This window comes from Brevibacterium linens ATCC 9172 (assembly GCF_900169165.1).
Taxonomy (GTDB): Bacteria; Actinomycetota; Actinomycetes; order Actinomycetales; family Brevibacteriaceae; genus Brevibacterium; species Brevibacterium linens.
Genome location: NZ_FXYY01000004.1, coordinates 173,623 through 189,123, shown reverse-complemented (window position 1 = coordinate 189,123; position 15,501 = coordinate 173,623). Strand labels below are relative to the sequence as shown.

Annotated in this window: 14 protein-coding genes and 1 riboswitch; of the genes, 8 read left to right on the top strand and 6 right to left on the bottom strand. The window is 66.8% G+C overall.

The window, feature by feature from the left end:
- Positions 1-854 precede the first annotated feature (854 nt).
- From BLIN9172_RS05535 to BLIN9172_RS05495, 8 genes are all read left to right on the top strand, one after another.
- Positions 855-1,973 carry a LacI family DNA-binding transcriptional regulator gene (locus tag BLIN9172_RS05535; protein ID WP_101554152.1) on the top strand — a complete coding sequence of 373 codons (1,119 nt, stop codon included), beginning with the start codon at positions 855-857 and terminating at the stop codon, positions 1,971-1,973.
- Between the two features lie 92 nt (positions 1,974-2,065).
- Positions 2,066-3,160 carry a substrate-binding domain-containing protein gene (locus tag BLIN9172_RS05530; RefSeq protein WP_101554151.1) on the top strand — a complete coding sequence of 365 codons (1,095 nt, stop codon included), beginning with the start codon at positions 2,066-2,068 and terminating at the stop codon, positions 3,158-3,160.
- Positions 3,161-3,258: 98 nt separating this feature from the next.
- Positions 3,259-4,083: an ATP-binding cassette domain-containing protein gene (locus BLIN9172_RS05525; RefSeq protein ID WP_101554150.1), complete on the top strand. Its 825-nt coding sequence runs from the start codon at positions 3,259-3,261 to the stop codon at positions 4,081-4,083.
- Complete coding sequence (locus BLIN9172_RS05520; RefSeq protein ID WP_101554149.1) at positions 4,080-5,291, top strand: sugar ABC transporter permease; 1,212 nt, start codon at positions 4,080-4,082, stop codon at positions 5,289-5,291. Before BLIN9172_RS05525 ends, BLIN9172_RS05520 begins: the two co-directional genes overlap by 4 nt.
- Before the next feature lie 207 nt (positions 5,292-5,498).
- Positions 5,499-5,632, top strand: a riboswitch (TPP riboswitch).
- Entirely contained in the window at positions 5,620-6,549 is a 930-nt protein-coding gene (thiM, locus tag BLIN9172_RS05510) for a hydroxyethylthiazole kinase (protein ID WP_101554147.1), read from the top strand. (Overlaps the previous riboswitch by 13 nt.)
- Entirely contained in the window at positions 6,546-7,331 is a 786-nt protein-coding gene (thiE, locus tag BLIN9172_RS05505; RefSeq protein ID WP_101554146.1) for a thiamine phosphate synthase, read from the top strand. The genes thiM and thiE overlap by 4 nt, the downstream gene beginning before the upstream one ends.
- Positions 7,328-8,257, top strand: a complete 930-nt coding sequence (gene thiD, locus BLIN9172_RS05500; protein WP_101554145.1) for a bifunctional hydroxymethylpyrimidine kinase/phosphomethylpyrimidine kinase — start codon at positions 7,328-7,330, stop codon at positions 8,255-8,257. The genes thiE and thiD overlap by 4 nt, the downstream gene beginning before the upstream one ends.
- A 101-nt stretch (positions 8,258-8,358) precedes the next feature.
- Positions 8,359-9,099 (top strand): TenA family protein, encoded by a 741-nt coding sequence (locus BLIN9172_RS05495; RefSeq protein WP_101554144.1) that lies wholly within the window; start codon positions 8,359-8,361, stop codon positions 9,097-9,099.
- 145 nt (positions 9,100-9,244) lie between these two features.
- On the opposite strand, the gene BLIN9172_RS05490 is transcribed toward BLIN9172_RS05495, so the two are convergent.
- From BLIN9172_RS05490 to nadA, 6 genes are all read right to left on the bottom strand, one after another.
- Positions 9,245-9,769, bottom strand: coding sequence for a DUF1648 domain-containing protein (locus tag BLIN9172_RS05490; protein WP_101554143.1), 525 nt, complete (start codon positions 9,767-9,769; stop codon positions 9,245-9,247).
- Between the two features lie 131 nt (positions 9,770-9,900).
- The gene (locus BLIN9172_RS05485) at positions 9,901-10,116 is read right to left on the bottom strand and encodes a hypothetical protein (RefSeq protein ID WP_127364732.1); all 216 of its coding nucleotides are present in this window, start codon (positions 10,114-10,116) and stop codon (positions 9,901-9,903) included.
- A gap of 151 nt (positions 10,117-10,267) precedes the next feature.
- Positions 10,268-11,485 (bottom strand): cysteine desulfurase family protein, encoded by a 1,218-nt coding sequence (locus BLIN9172_RS05480; RefSeq protein ID WP_101554141.1) that lies wholly within the window; start codon positions 11,483-11,485, stop codon positions 10,268-10,270.
- A 1-nt stretch (position 11,486) separates the two neighbouring features.
- The gene (gene nadC / locus BLIN9172_RS05475) at positions 11,487-12,338 is read right to left on the bottom strand and encodes a carboxylating nicotinate-nucleotide diphosphorylase (protein ID WP_101554140.1); all 852 of its coding nucleotides are present in this window, start codon (positions 12,336-12,338) and stop codon (positions 11,487-11,489) included.
- Positions 12,332-14,065 carry an L-aspartate oxidase gene (nadB, locus tag BLIN9172_RS05470; protein WP_101554139.1) on the bottom strand — a complete coding sequence of 578 codons (1,734 nt, stop codon included), beginning with the start codon at positions 14,063-14,065 and terminating at the stop codon, positions 12,332-12,334. Before nadB ends, nadC begins: the two co-directional genes overlap by 7 nt.
- Positions 14,065-15,348, bottom strand: a complete 1,284-nt coding sequence (nadA, locus tag BLIN9172_RS05465) for a quinolinate synthase NadA (RefSeq protein ID WP_101554138.1) — start codon at positions 15,346-15,348, stop codon at positions 14,065-14,067. The genes nadB and nadA overlap by 1 nt, the downstream gene beginning before the upstream one ends.
- Positions 15,349-15,501: the final 153 nt, after the last annotated feature.

Genomic DNA, 15,501 nt, shown 5'->3' with positions numbered 1-15,501 from the left:
AACACACCTGCATGTGACGAAGGCCACTCAGCGCTTTTCTGCCCGATGCGCCCGTAGTGCGAACAGCCTCCTTGCCGCATGAGACCTGGGCGCGGGCACGGTCTTGCCCGACGGATGCGCGACGCCCGTAGTTGTCGGATCGGCGAAGACTCTCTTCGCCAACCCGGAAAGTTAGGGTAGGTTTCCCTAATGCGAGCCGCGCTTCGCGGTGCGCATCATCGAAGGAGGAAACCTCACAGTGACGACTTCTCTGCTCTATGACACCGAAGCGACACCCACCTCAGCACCCCTTCAGACCCCCGAAATCCCCCACCCGGATGCCGTTGGCACCGTCAGCGCGAGTCGATGCCGCTCGGCACGACGAGCTCCTCAAGCGACCGGATGCGGCCCAAGCCGAGATGGGAACCGGGCGAAACATGGGGCCGGGATGGATCAACGTGAGCGCAGAGTCTGTCCGTGATGACGAACAGTTGGCGTTCTGGATCAAGACCGCCATGGACTTCAACCGGGCAGTGACGAGCCTGCCGGACTGATCCCGGGGACCGTTGACGCGGCCGCTATCTGCCGACCGCTCACCTCAGCGACACTGCAGCGAGCTATGCGGCGCGCGGTCGGTGCGGACTTGAGCGGTCGATGCGATGCGACCGAGCCGATGTGTGCGGTCGGCGCTGAGTTGAGCGGTGGGTGAGGCGCCGAAGTCCGAACACCGCGATCGCCGAGGTGGGGCTTCGCAGCGGAGCCCCACCTCGGCGAGTGCGTTCATCCTTCACCTCAGCGGTTAGTATCATTCCAACGGTTGCCTGCGCGTCGCTGCGCAGAGTCACGAATCGGTCCTCAGACTCAAAGGTGCGCACATGGCGAAGCAGAACGATCGGCCGACCCTGGCCACGGTCGCTGCCCGCGCCGGTGTGAGCATCAAGACGGCCTCCCGCGTCCTCAACGGCGAAAAGCACGTTGCCGCCTCGACCGCGGAGAAGGTCGAAACCGCCGCAGAAGAACTCGGATTCCGACTCAATTCCACAGCCCGGCGCTTGCGTGCCGGAGGCCGCTCACCCTATATCGGCGTGGTCCTCTCCGATGCCGGGGACGCCTTTCAGGCTCGTGCCTTCGCCGCCGTGGAAGCCGAACTCGCAGCCGTCGACCTGCGCCCTGTAGTGACCGTCGTCGGTGACGATCCCGACCGGGAGGAAGCCTTCCTCGACGAATGCCTCGCCAACGATCTGACCGGGATCATCGTCATCCGCGCCCACCCCGAGGCGGCCGAGACCTACGCACGAGCCGCCTCGGCGCCAGGCACCAGAATCGTCTCCCTGGACCCGGCGGTCGACAGTCCCGGCATCGGCATCGTCGCAGGTGATGACCGTGAAGCGGGACGCCTCGCGGCCGAGCAGCTGCTCGCACACGGACACATGGCACTCGGCGTCATCGGAGATCAATCGCCCAGCCTCATCACCACCCGCCGCCTGCAGGGAATCCAGGATGCCGTCGCCGGCCGTCGCGGTGTCGGCTGGCGCGCGTATATGCGCGAAGACGCCCACGACGAAGCCAGCGCAAAGAACGTCGTCGCCGCCTGGCTCGGCTCCCGCAGCGCCCCCGGTGCCCTCATCACCCTCTCGGCCACGCTCACGCAGGGCGCCATCGATGCCTGCCGCCGCCTCGGCGAATGGCCGGCCCTGGTGGGCATCGACGATTTCCCCACGGCCGAACTCCTCGACGTCACCGTCGTCGATCGCAACGTCGAGTCCTTTGCCGCCGAGGCGGTCCGCAGGCTCCGGGCCGGTGCGGAACCCAGCGGTGCGGGGGTGGAACCCAGCGCTGCCGGGGCCGGCGGGGGCCGCCTCGGTGAGGGAAACGGCCCGATCGCGGCGGAGACGATGGGGCATTGTCGTGTCGACGACAGCGTGCCCGATTTCGACAACGCGCTGTGCGTCATCGCTCGTGGCAGCGGTGAAGAGCCGCCGGACACCCGCTGAAAACTTTTGTCGAAACAGTTGACAGCAGACGGCGTTGAGCGAATCATATTCAACAGCCTGACAACGTTGTCAGATTGATTGAAAGGTTCACAATGAGGCACAACCTTAAGTCCCACAAGAAGCTGGCGCTCTTCGGCGCCTCGGTCGCGATCGGTGCTCTTGCACTCAGCGGCTGCGGCAATCAGAAAGGGCAGGGAAACGACGAGGCGGACAGCGGATCCGGCGGCGACGGAGACGTCACGATCGCACTGCTGCTGCCCGAGTCGAAGACCACCAGATACGAGTCGCTCGACAAACCGAACTTCGAGAAGTACCTCAAAGAGGCCAATCCGGATGCGAAGGTCGAATACCGCAACGCCAATCAGGATGCGACCCAGCAGCAACAGCAGTTCGAAGCCGCAGTGACCGAAGGTGTCGATGCCATCGTGCTCGACCCAGTCGATGCCTCAGCGGTGGCATCGGCGCTGTCGAAGGCAGAAGCGAAGAAGATCCCGGTCATCTCCTACGACCGTTTCTTCGAGGGCGCGGACTACTACACCTCGTTCGATAACAAGAAGATCGGCAACCTCCAAGGCCAGGCCGTGCTCGACGGGCTCAAGGAGGCCGGAGTCGACCCGAAATCGGGCCCGGTGTGGATGGTCAACGGTGACCCGAAAGACCCGAACGCCGCGGACTTCAAGGCCGGTGCCGAAGAGACTCTCAAAGGTGCCGGCGTCGATATCGCCGCCAGCCATGACACCCTCGACTGGAACCCCGACGACGCCCGCCAGTGGGTCGAAGGCCAGCTGCAGGGCGACGGTGAGAAGCCGATCGCCATCTACGCGGCCAACGACGGCACCGCCGGCGGCGTCATCGCCGCGACGAAGAAGGCCAAGGTCGAAACCGTGGTGACCGGCCAGGACGCTGAGGTCGACGGTCTGCAGAACATCCTCAAGGGTGATCAGTTCGCCACGATCTACAAGTCGATCCCACCGCAGGCGGAGTTCGCCGCCAAGGCCGCTGTGGCTCTGGCTGCGGGCGAGGACGTCGAAGCGAGCACGACCTACAAAGACACCCCGACGGACTTCGTCGAGGCCAAGGTCGTGACCAAGGACAACATCAAGGACATCGTCGGCGACCAGATCAAGGCCTCTGATATCTGCACGAGCAAGGTGGAGAAGCTCTGTGCCGATGCCGGCGTGAAGTGAGCACGTGCGCGCTCACGATCTGATGCGACCGACCTCGAGCCGGCGACCATCACCGGTCGCCGGCTGCCGGGGTCAACGACTGCGACAAGTAGGAACAGATGACACCAGAGACACCTGACCAGGCATCTGCGGCGACGCGGACGCCGGGCAGCGACAGCGAGCCGGTGCTCGAACTGCGCGGAATCAACAAGCGATTCGGTGCCGTTCAGGCACTGACCGACATCAATCTCAGCGTCGGCCGCGGCGAGGTCGTCGGCCTTGTCGGCGACAACGGCGCCGGCAAATCGACGCTGATCAAGGTCATCGCCGGAGTCCATGCCGCCGATGAGGGCGAGCTCATCATGAACGGAACGGCGCAGAGGTTCTCCTCCCCGAAGGACGCGCAGAGGGCCGGAGTGGCCACCGTGTTCCAAGACTTGGCCCTGTGCGAGAACCTCGACGTCGTCGCCAACCTCTTCCTCGGACATGAGAAGACCCGCGGCGGAGTGCTCGACGAGGTGTCCATGGAGGCCAAATCCTGGGAGCTGCTGCGCAGTCTGTCAGCGAAGATCCCGAGCGTGCGAGTGCCGATCGCGGCCCTGTCCGGCGGTCAGCGTCAGACCGTCGCGATCGCTCGCTCGCTGCTGGGCGAACCCTCCCTGGTCATGCTCGACGAGCCGACGGCGGCGCTCGGTGTCGCCCAGACGGCCGAGGTGCTCAACCTCATCGAACGGCTGAAGGAACGTGACCTCGGGGTGCTGCTCGTCAGCCACAATATGGCTGACGTGCAGGCTGTGTGCGAGCGGGTGCACGTGCTGCGCTTGGGCAAGGACGCCGGTGACTTCCCTGGCGACGAACGCACGGACGTGCTCGTGGCCGCGATCACCGGGGCCAGCGACAACGTCGTGACCAAGCGTGCGGCACGGAGGGGTGAGCGTCGATGACCCGCAATTCCTTCATCACCGACGAACGGATCTCTCACGAAGGCGTCGTCGGAACGTTCCTGCGACGGGTCAAAGAGGGCCAGCTCGGATCGTTCCCGGTCATCTTCGCCCTCATCGTCATCGTCATCGTCTTCCAGACGGCCGACTCGAACTTCATCTCTCCGGCCAACCTCGTCAACCTCTCCACCCAGGTCGCATTCCTCGCGATACTTGCCCTGGGCATCAACCTCATCCTGCTCCTCGGCGAGATCGACCTCTCCCTGGCGCAGTTGGGCGGATTGGCCGCCTCGCTGCTCGGTGTTCTGGTGGTGAGGCAAGGTGTGCCGCCGGCCCTGGCGCTGGTCATCATGCTGCTGCTCGGCCTGGTCGTCGGTGCGATCCAGGGCTGGTTCTTCGCCGTCGTCGGCATCCCGGCGTTCGTGGTGACCCTGGCCGGCTTGCTCGCGTTCACCGGCCTGACGCTGACAACCCTGGGTACGCAGAAGAACCTGTCGATGTCGGACACCTTCGCCTTCGACTTCGCGAGCTTCTATTTCCCGGCGATCTGGGCCTATGTCTTCGGTGCGATCGCGATCATCGGATTCGGCGTCGGCATCATCTATTCGAAGTTGCGCCGCCACCGGGAGGGTCTCAGCGCTCCGAGCTGGACTTCGGTGATCGTGAGGATCGTCCTGCTGGCCGCGATCGTGTTCGGCTTCCTCATCCTCGTCAATCAGGACTTCGGTCTGGCGATGCCGTTCTTCCTCATGATCGTCATCGCGATCATCATCGACCTCGTGCTGCGCAAGACCCGTTATGGTCGTTCGATCTACGCCGTCGGCGGCAAGGTCGAAGCCGCCCGGCGTGCCGGCATCCGCGTGACCTGGGTGCGCATCAGCGTGTTCATGGCTGCCGGAGTGCTGGCCGCTCTGTTCGGATTCATCAAGACCGGAGTGACGACGAACGCGGGATCGACGCTGGTGAGCACGCAGGACCTGCTCAACGCGATCGCTGCGGCCGTCATCGGCGGCACCTCGCTGTTCGGTGGTCGCGGAACTGCCTGGGCGGCAGTGCTCGGCGCACTGGTCGTCGGCGCGATCAACAACGGTCTCTACCTCATCGGCTTCAACTCCGATGCACAGCAGATCATCACCGCGCTCGTCTTGCTCACCGCCGTCGTCATCGATGCGCTCAGCCGCCGAGGCCAGAGGTACGTCGGGCGCGGGTAGTGCCGGGTCGGCGGCACAGGGGCGTCCGCTCAGCGCTGAGCGCTCAAGTTGTCGTCGACCTCTCGGTTCCGCAAGAGCTCCCTCTGCCGACCGCTCGCCTGAGCGTCGAGCGCGCAATGCATTGCTTGATACAGCGACGTCAAGTCGAGCGGTCGGCACTGAGCATCCAAGGAGTCGCCGTGCCTCAGCCGGGCTGATACAGTCGAAGCCAATGACATGGGGTGCCTCACGAGGATCCGTTCGCACCAAGACGCTGCGCACGGAGGACACCGAGGCTGAGAGAACACCCATCGAACCTGATCTGGGCCATACTAGCGAAGGGATCGTCATGGTTGACTTCGACCTGCGTTCTGCGAATGCGCGACTGCGCGCAAGCAATCCACTCATCCAATGCATCACGAACACCGTCGTGCAGCAGTTCAGCGCGAACGTGCTCCTGGCTGTCGGCGCCTCCCCGGCGATGCTCGACCACGAAGCCGACGCCGGACAGTTCGCCGGAATCGCCAGCGGAGTCCTCGTCAACTTCGGCACCGCTTCGAACCATCAGCTGCTCGCCGCCGATGCCGCCATCGACGTCGCCAACGCCGCCGGCAAACCCTGGGTCCTCGACCCCGTGAGCGTCGGCGCCGTCGACTTCCGCACCTCCCGCATCCGCCGCGCCGCCGCCGATCACCCCACAACTATCCGCGGCAATGCCTCCGAGGTCGCGGCTCTCGCCGGAGTCGGACTCGGCGGTCGTGGAGTCGACTCCACCGATGAAGTCGATGCCGTCCTCCCCGCCGCCGCAAAGCTGGCCAGGGAAACCGGTGCGATCGTCGCCGTGTCCGGACCCACCGATGCCGTCGTCGCCCATATCGACGGCACCGTCCACGTCGCCCGCATCACCGGCGGACATGAGTTCATGCCGCTGGTCATCGGCACCGGGTGCTCTCTCGGTGCCGTCACCGTCGCCTACCTGGCTGCCGCCCGGGCAGGACTGGCCGACCCCGACGCCGATGCCTCGGCCGTCAACGCCACGGACGGGTCCGCGAACGGTGGGGCCGCCTCGGCGAGGTTCGAAGCCGTCGTCGCCGCCCACGCGCACTTCGCGGTCGCCGGTGAACTCGCCGCCGATGGTGCGAAGGGGCCGGGAAGCTACTCGGTGAACTTCCTCGACGCGCTCCACGCCGTCGACGGCGACCGACTCGCAGAGACGAGAATCAGCCTCGACACGCTCACCTCAGGCAGCGGTGCCGCCGGCGAAGGCGTCGAAGCATGACCGCCGGATCCGCCCACATCGCTGACAACCCGAACGGCGCCGCCGCTAACGGCGCCGCCGCGACCGATGGAGCCGCCGCGACCGACCGCGCTGCCGCGACCGACCGCTTCGCCGGAATCGACACTCGCCTCTACCTCGTCACCGACTCCGCGCAATGCGAAGCCGCCGGTCGCAGCGTCGCCGAGACCGTGCAGGCCGCCGTCGCCGGGGGAGTGGGCATCGTCCAGGTCCGCGACAAGGACATCGACGACGCAGGGTTCTACTCGCTCACCCGCCAGGTCATCGCCGCCGTCGACGCCGCCACCCGCGGCACCGACCGCACGGTTCCCGTCGTCCTCAACGACCGCGTCGAGGTGGCCCGCCGCCTCATCGACGAAGGCGAGACCGTGCACATCCACGTCGGCCAAACCGATGCCACCGTCGCCGAGGTGCGCGCCGCCCTGGGTGCGGCACCGCTCATCGGTCTCTCGGCCGCCAACAGCGACGAATTCGCCGCCGCCCGCAACTCCGGAGTCGTCGACCTCGTCGGCATCGGACCGGTCTATGACACCTCCACGAAAGCCGACGCCCCCGACGGCATCGGACCGGACCGCCTCGGCGAGCTGGCGGCAGAAGCCGGAATCCCCGCCGTCGCCATCGGCGGTATCACCGCCTACCGTGCCCCCGACCTGCACGGACGTGGACTGATCGGAATCTGCGTGGTCTCGGCGATCTGCCTGGCCGAGGATCCGAAGTCGGCGGCCGAAGAGCTGCTGGCCGCTTTCACCGGGAGCGACCAGTGACGACCCGCCCGCCGATCACCTTGTCCATCGCCGGCACCGACCCCTCAGGCGGCGCCGGGATTCACGCCGACCTCAAGACCTTCACCGCGCGGAAGACCATGGGCACGACCGTCATCACCGCCCTCGTCGCGCAGAACACGCACGGGGTGTCGCGCGTCTATCCGATCGACGTCGATTTCGTCGCCGATCAGTTCGAGTCCGTGCTCGGCGACCTGCCCGTCGATGCGACGAAATCGGGGATGCTCGGCAGCCGTGACCTCGTCGAACTCGTCGTCGCCCGCGCCGCCGAAGGCCGGCTCGGCTTCTTCACCGTCGACCCGGTGATGATCGCGACCTCCGGCCATCGCCTCCTCGAGGCCGATGCCGTCGACGCCGTGCGCACCCACCTGCTGCCCGTCGCCGACCTCATCACCCCCAACCTCCCCGAGGCGGCCCTGCTCATCAGCGATGACGAACCCGAAGCGCAGACGACCGAAGCCATGCGTGACCAGGCCGGGCGCCTGCTCGAGCGCGGGCCCGGAGCGGTCCTGCTCAAGGGCGGACACGGTAGCGATGACGAGGTCATCGACATCCTCGCCACGAGCGACGGTCAGGTCCGGGAGTTCACCCACCCCCGCGTGACGACGATGAACACGCACGGAACAGGGTGCACTCTCTCGGCTGCGATCACCGCCGAGGTGGCCGTCCTCGGCCGTGAACGCGCAGCTGCCGCCGGGGGACCTGCCGATCCGGCGGCCCCGACCGGGAAAGATCGGTCACGCGCGGCGATCGGGTCCGACCTCCTCGGCGAGGCTGTCGGCAATGCCCTCGATTTTCTCGCTCGCGCCCTGAACTCGGCTGCGGACTGGCAGCTGAGTCTGGATCCGGAGGGCGCCCACGGACCCGTCGACCACCAGGTCGACATCGTCCGCGATCGACCCGCCTGAGGTATCCATCCCGCCTGACCACCACCTCACCGGAAGCGCCAACTCACTCGAACCGCCACGTCATACGAATCACCACGTCACACGAGCACAAAGGAGTTCCCATGACCGTCACCTTTACCGCCGGCCCACTGACCACCCAGCTGTGGGACCGCGTTCGCCCCATCGTCGAGCAGATCGAAGCCCTGCCGTTCCTCGCCCAGCTCGCCGACGGCAGCCTCGGTCCGAAGGCGTTCGCCAATTACATCTCGCAGGACAGTCTCTATCTCAACGGGTATGCGAAGGCCATGTCGTTCCTGGCCGCGAAGACCGTCGACCGTGACGAATCCCGATTCTGGGCAGGCTCCGCCGCCGAGGCGATCACCGTCGAAGAGGAGATGCACGCAGAGCTGCTCGCCGACGCCCGACTCGCCTCGGCGCTGGAGGAGCTCACCGCGGAAGGCTCCCGTTTCAAGGCCTCCCCGACGACGCTGGGTTACGTGTCCTTCCTCGTCGCCAACGCCGCCAGCCGATCCTACGGCGAAGGCGTGGCCTCAGTGCTGCCCTGCTTCTGGGTGTACGCCCACATGGGCAAGGTGCTGATCGACCAGGCCGGTCAGATGTCCGATGACCACCCCTACCGCACCTGGGTGCAGACCTACGACTCACCGGAATTCGACGAATCGACCCGCCACGCTGTGCACATCCTCGAACAGGAACTCGCGAAGGCCCCGAGCGAGGAATCCGCCCGCATGCGAGCCGCCTTCGAACAGGCCTGCGTATACGAACTCCACTTCTGGGCGTCGGCCCACGCGATGCAGAACTGGGACGTCTCCGTGTTCTTGCCCCAAGAAGTCACCGTCTGACCCCGGGGAGCATCGGATCTCCCTCGCCGAGGCGGCCCTGACCTCTGGTCGGTCACCCCGGTGGGAGGGCGGGAGCGTTCCCACCCCTGCGGTCGGGATGGACCGCAGAGTCACCTCGGCGGGGTGGCCGTCGCCGACGACGCGGTCACCTCGGCGGGGTGAGTCTGCGGTAGAAGCGCCAGACGGCGAGTCCTGTGGCGACGAGGAAGACAGCCGTCGGCACGACGGTCAGCCATTCCGGCATCGTCGCCGAACGTGCTGTCTCCGCGATGATGACGAGGATGGCTGCGATGAGCAGTGCGGTGAGTCCGGCGGTGATGCGCAGGAGTTCCATGAGGCAGTCGACGAGGTAGGTCTTGTCGCCTCGCTCGATCCAATACTCCTTGTGTGGGGCATTGATGAGCGAGATCGGCAGCTTGGCAATCAACGGCCGGATCGACATGAGGGTGGGCAGGCCGAGCCCCACGGGCACGAAGATCCCCAGAAGTCCGGCCTTCGACGTCCAGTCATCGGGCTGACCACCGGAATCGAAATGGGTGGCCACGGTGTCCGGGGCCTGCACCCAGAACCAGACGCAGAACCCGAGGAAGACGAGGATCGAGAGACACACAAAGATGAGCGCGGCGGTTCCATTCGGTGGGTTCCGATGCGGTTGAGAAGGGGAAGGCATGTTGTCACTCTAACAACAGCTGTGCGCAACTGGCCTGCGGCGATCGTCCGGCAGGTTCGCTCCGACTGAGGCAACGGAGGTTCGCTCTGACTGAGGTGACGGAGGTTCGCCCCGACTGAGGAGGCAGAACCTCAGGCGCGGGATGCGCCCGAGGGATCCTCCGGGTAGGGAGTGAGCGGTCCGAAGGATCCGAGCACATGCCAACCGCGGCGCAGGGCGGTCCAGAGGAGCACATGATCGACCTCGATGAGGGGCACTCGGTCATGCTTCGGGCAGGCGTATCGTCCGATGACGAAGACGATCGTCGCGAACATCACTGCGATCATGAACAGAATCAATAGATCCATGGCGGCCCCCTCACACCCTGAGACGAATGCGTCTCTTTCAGTCTCGCCCCAAAGTACCGAGAAAGATAGGGGTATCCCACCTGGTGAGCGCGAAGGTGATCAAAAGCACGCCGGAGTGAGACGAAGCTCGCTTCAGCGGCCCCGAAAAGCCTCAGGCGAAGCTCGTGGCCAAGCTCCCGGCGGCGGCGATGACGGACTGCGCGGCAGCGCGTCCCTGCTCGCCGGTGATCGAGGACGGGAAGGTGAAGCGCACACTCGTCTGCGCGACCTCGGCGGCAATCCCCAATGCCGTGAGCACATGCGAGGGCTCGTCGGAGCCGACCGCGCAGGCCGAACCACTCGACGCCGTCACCCCGCGGCGTTCGAGCTCGAGCAGCACCGCCTCTCCGGAGGTGTGCGAGAAGCAGAACGACGCATGGTTCGGAGTCCGAGTCTCCCGACCGTCAGACCCGGCCGTGCCCGCCGCGCCTGTGAGGAACGCCCCGGGCACGCTGTCGACAACAGCGGCGATGAACTCATCGCGGACGGCCCGGACACGATCGGCGGCCTCACGCCGCTCCGCCTCGGCGAGTTCGAGGGCCGTGGCGAACGCGACGGCCAGGGCCACGTTCTCCGTGCCCGAACGGCGTCCGGACTCCTGCCCGCCGCCGTGGATGAGCGGTTCGACGGGGACGCGGGCGCGGATCGCGGCGACCCCGATGCCCTTCGGCGCACCGACCTTGTGCCCGGCCAAACTGAGCGCATCGACGCCCAACCCGGTCAGCGGCAGCCAGCCGGCCGCCTGCACCGCATCCGTGTGGAAGAGGGCGCCGGCGTCATGGGCGATGCCGGCCAAGCTCGGAATGTCGGCGACGGTGCCGATCTCATTGTTCGCATAGCCCACGGTCACGAGCACGGTGTCGGGGCGCACGGCCGCGGCCAGCGCCTGTTCGGTCATGGTCCCGTCGGAGGTCGGGGCCACCTCGGTGACGGTGAATCCGTGGACGCGGGCCAGGAACTCGACCGAGGCGAGCACCGCTTCGTGTTCGATGGGGGAGGTGACGATATGTCGCCGAGGCGGCACCGCGGTCCCGGCCCGACGCTGGGTCTGAGCCCGACCCTGGGTTTGGTGCCCGAGAGCCATGCCGATGATCGCGAGATTGTCCGCCTCGGTGCCGCCGCTGGTGAATGTGATGTCCGTGGCGCGCATTCCGAGCACCTTCGCTACCCGAGCCCGGGCGTCGGTGAGAGCGTCGGCGGGGCCGCGACCGAACTCGTGATGGCTCGACGGATTGCCGAACGCGCCGGCCAGATACGGCCACGCGGCTTCGAGGGCCTCCCGGCGTACGGGGGCCGCGGCCGCGGTGTCGAGGTAGAGGCGCCCGGTCATCTCAGGCCTCGAGGGTCAGGTCGAGACCGAGATCGATCGCACGGACACTGTGGGTCAGCGCGCCCGATGAGATGACGTCGACGCCGGTGGCAGCGATCTCCGGGATCGTCTCCAGGGTGACATTGCCGCTGGCCTCGACGACGGCACGACCATCGATGAGTGCGACGCCGTCGCGCAGCTGGGCCGGGGTGAAGTTGTCGAGCATGATGACATCGGCGCCGCCGTCGAGCACCGCGGGCACCTGGTCGAGCCGGTCGACCTCGGCCTCGATCGTCGTCGTATGCGGCAGACGGGCACGGGCGGTGCGGATCGCCTCGGCGACGCTGAATCCGGCACCGGTGAGAATGGCGAGGTGATTGTCCTTGGCCATGACCGCGTCGGAGAGTCCGAAACGGTGATTGTGCCCGCCGCCGCAGACCACGGCGTGCTTCTCGAACGCCCGCAGGCCCGGAGTGGTCTTGCGGGTGTCGACGATGCGTGCCCGCCCCGCGGCGGCCTCGACAAAGGCGTGAGTCTGAGTGGCGATTCCGCTCATCCGCTGGCAGAAGTTCAATGCGATCCGCTCGGCCTGCAGCACCGCCCGGGCGGGACCGGTGACCGTGGCAAGCACCTGACCCGCGGTGAAAGAGTCACCATCGGCGGCGGCGAGCTCGACCGTGATGTTCGGGTCGACGAGGGTGAAGGCGCGGGCGAAGACCTCGATCCCGGCGAGCACTCCGTCTTCGCGGGCACGCAGATCGGCCCTCGCCGAGGCGGTGGCAGGGATGAAGACCTCGCCGGTGATATCGCCCCAGGGCGCGTCTTCGTCGAGGGCTGTGCGCAGTGCGGAATCGATGGTTGAAGCGGTCAGCATGCGGGGGCCTCCTGAAGCAGAGCGGTGGGCGGAGTGGCGGTGGACGGTGCGGTCGTCGACGAGGTGAGTGTCGTGTCGGTGCGGGTATGCGCGCCGAGGCTGTGCTCGCGGCCCAAGGCATGCCGAGCCATGTGCCAGGCGATGAGGGCGAGATTCGCGGTCTCGAGTGCCTCGATTCGGGCCGCAGCCGGGGCGGTGGGGTGATCATCGGCGTTGCGGGCACCGTCGGTGGAGGTGCCGGCAATGCGGGCGCTGTTGGTGGTGGTGCCGGCTTTGCGGGCGCTGTTGGTGGTGGTGCCGGCTTTGCGGGCACCGTCGTTGAGGCGGTCGAGCAGGGTCCGCAGGCCCGCGGCCGTGCGCTCCACACCCAGATGAGCCCAGGTCAGGCCCTGCAACTCGGTTCGTGTCAGTGCCGTCTGGTGGAATGAACGGAACTGGGGGAGTGGGAGGTCATGACTCACTGGATTCGAATCCTCGACGGCGAGGTCTGCACGGTGTGCGGAGAGGCCGGCTGCGGATGTGTCGGCCGGCAGTGCGTCGATCGCCGCGGCGGCGCGGGCGGCGAAGACCGCGCCCTCGAGCAGAGAGTTCGAGGCCAGCCGATTGGCGCCGTGGACTCCGGTGCACGCGACCTCGCCGACAGCGAAGAGTCCCTCGATGCTCGTGCGACCGTCGCGATCCGTGGCCACCCCGCCCATGAAGTAGTGGGCGGCGGGAGTGACGGGAATGAGATCCCGGGACAGATCAAGTCCTTGAGAGGCCAGACCGGCGGTGATGCTCGGGAACTTGGCCTTCACATCCGGGACGGCCCGCGCATCGAGGAAGCACGGACGTCCGTCCTGCTCCGCCTGGCGCCGGTGCAGGGCGAGAGCGACGACATCACGGGAGGCGAGCTCGGCACGATCGTCGACATCAGCCATGAACCGGCGGCCCCGCTCATCGAGGAGGAGAGCGCCGGCACCGCGGACGGCCTCGGAGATGAGGAAGCCGGGGCCGACAAGGGCGGTGGGATGGAACTGGAAGAACTCGAGATCGGCGACCTCGGCACCGGCACGGATGGCGGCGGCCAAACCGTCTCCGGTAGCAGCTGCAGGGTTCGTCGTGTGTGCGAAGAGCTGTCCAGCACCGCCGGTGGCCAGCACGATCGCATCGGCAGCCCGGGTCTCGACGCTGCCGTCGCGGAGCACGGTGATCCCGGTGGCTGTGGCGACTTCGGTGGCTCGACCCGGCCGGCGATCGTCGTCGCTGGTGAGGATGTCGACGAGCATCGTGTCCTCGAGCAGGGTGACTCGTCCTGCGGCGACCTCGGTGCGCAGCTTCTGCGCCAGTGCGGTGCTGATCGCCTGTCCGGTCGCATCGCCTCCGGAATGGAAGATGCGCGGGTATGAATGCGCCCCCTCCATTCCCCTGGCCCAGACTCCGGCCGGGTCGGTGTCGAAGTCCACCCCAGCCTCGGCGAGGGAGACGATCGCGTCCGAACCGGCTTCGCAGAGGGTGTGCACGGCTTCCGGATCACAGTGTCCGGCACCTGCGGTGAGCGTATCGGCGACATGAGCGTCGACCGTGTCGTCGGGGCCGATGACACCGGCGATGCCGCCCTGCGCCCACTCGGTGTTCGACTCGCCGAGGCGATCCTTCGTCACGAGCGTGACCGTGTGACGGCCCGACAGGCGCAGTGCCGCGGTCAGCCCCGCGATTCCGGAGCCTGCGACGATGACGCGGCTCATCAGATCCGCGGCTTCGCGGCGAGCATCCGCTCCAGGGACACGCGGGCGGGATCGGCCACCTCGGCGTCGACGGAGATCTGGTTGACGACCTGTCCGTCGATGAGGGATTCGAGGACCCAAGCGATGTAGCCGGGGTGGATGCGGTACATCGTCGAGCACGGGCAGATGACGGGATCGAGGCAGAAGATCTCATGCTGCGGATGCTCGGCTGCCAGCCGCTGGACGAGGTTGATCTCTGTTCCGATGGCGAACGTGGTCGGTTCGGTCGCCTCGGCGATGGCCTTCGTGATGTACGCGGTCGACCCGGCCTCATCGGCGGCCTCGACGGTCTCACGCGGGCATTCGGGGTGGACGATCACGCGCACGTCCGGATGGTCGGTGCGGGCCTTGGCGATCTGGGCCGGGGTGAAGCGCTTGTGCACGGAGCAGAAGCCCTGCCACAGGATGACGCGGGCCTCACCCAGGGTCTGTTCGTCGTTGTTGCCCAGCGGCCGGGCCGGGTTCCACAGCGGCATCTCGTCCAGACCGATGCCCATGTTCACCGCGGTGTTGCGGCCCAGGTGCTGGTCGGGGAAGAAGAGGACGCGCTGTCCGCGTTCGAAGGCCCATTCCAGGACCACCTCGGCGTTCGAGGAGGTGCACACGATTCCGCCGTTGCGGCCGCAGAAGCCCTTGATCGCGGCCGAGGAATTCATGTAGGTGACGGGGATGACCGGGACGCGACCGTCGGCATCGGGCTCGGTGCCGAAGAGTTCGGTCAGCTGCTCCCAGCAGTCCTCGACCTGGTCGATGCTGGCCATATCGGCCATCGAGCATCCGGCGGCGAGGTTGGGCAGGATGACCGACTGCTCCGGTTTCGACAGCAGATCGGCGGTCTCGGCCATGAAGTGGACACCGCAGAAGACGATGGCTTCGGCCTCCGGATGATTCTGGGCGGCCCGGGCGAGCATGAACGAGTCGCCGATGTAATCGGCATGTTCGACGACCTCGACCCGCTGGTAGTGGTGGCCGAGCATGACGACACGATTGCCGAGGGTGGCCTTGGCGGCGCGGATGCGGGCGTCGAGCTCCTCAGGCGATGCCTGCTTGTATTCGTCGGGAATGTCGCCCTGACGTGGAGCGGCGACCGGGATCGGGTCGGCCATCGAGGAACCGGGACCGTAGCCGGGGCGTTCGTCGACGTCCCACGGTGCATCGAGCAGCTCCGTCGAGCACATGTCGTCGTTCGCGCCCGAGGCAGAGATGTCCTTGAGGGTGAGTTCGATCGAAGCTGTCGTGGTCATCATCGTCCTTCGCTCGGTGGGCGGAACCCGCGCCTCGCACGAGGTGAAACCGCCCGAAATGTTTTGCGCACTTGTGCGTTTATTTGTTTGCGCAGATTTGAGCTTAATCCTGCGGCCGGGCAATATACAACTCGGCGGACGATGGCTCTGCGG

Bases quoted from the DNA above. Each gene is read 5' to 3' on its own strand.
- BLIN9172_RS05530 (WP_101554151.1), top strand. From the start codon at position 2,066: ATGAGGCACAACCTTAAGTCCCACAAGAAGCTGGCGCTCTTCGGCGCC.
- BLIN9172_RS05490 (WP_101554143.1), bottom strand. From the start codon at position 9,769: ATGCCTTCCCCTTCTCAACCGCATCGGAACCCACCGAATGGAACCGCC.
- thiM (WP_101554147.1), top strand. From the start codon at position 5,620: ATGGTTGACTTCGACCTGCGTTCTGCGAATGCGCGACTGCGCGCAAGC.
- BLIN9172_RS05485 (WP_127364732.1), bottom strand. From the start codon at position 10,116: ATGGATCTATTGATTCTGTTCATGATCGCAGTGATGTTCGCGACGATC.
- BLIN9172_RS05480 (WP_101554141.1), bottom strand. From the start codon at position 11,485: ATGACCGGGCGCCTCTACCTCGACACCGCGGCCGCGGCCCCCGTACGC.
- BLIN9172_RS05495 (WP_101554144.1), top strand. From the start codon at position 8,359: ATGACCGTCACCTTTACCGCCGGCCCACTGACCACCCAGCTGTGGGAC.
- nadB (WP_101554139.1), bottom strand. From the start codon at position 14,065: ATGAGCCGCGTCATCGTCGCAGGCTCCGGAATCGCGGGGCTGACCGCG.
- nadC (WP_101554140.1), bottom strand. From the start codon at position 12,338: ATGCTGACCGCTTCAACCATCGATTCCGCACTGCGCACAGCCCTCGAC.
- BLIN9172_RS05535 (WP_101554152.1), top strand. From the start codon at position 855: ATGGCGAAGCAGAACGATCGGCCGACCCTGGCCACGGTCGCTGCCCGC.
- BLIN9172_RS05525 (WP_101554150.1), top strand. From the start codon at position 3,259: ATGACACCAGAGACACCTGACCAGGCATCTGCGGCGACGCGGACGCCG.
- nadA (WP_101554138.1), bottom strand. From the start codon at position 15,348: ATGACCACGACAGCTTCGATCGAACTCACCCTCAAGGACATCTCTGCC.
- BLIN9172_RS05520 (WP_101554149.1), top strand. From the start codon at position 4,080: ATGACCCGCAATTCCTTCATCACCGACGAACGGATCTCTCACGAAGGC.
- thiE (WP_101554146.1), top strand. From the start codon at position 6,546: ATGACCGCCGGATCCGCCCACATCGCTGACAACCCGAACGGCGCCGCC.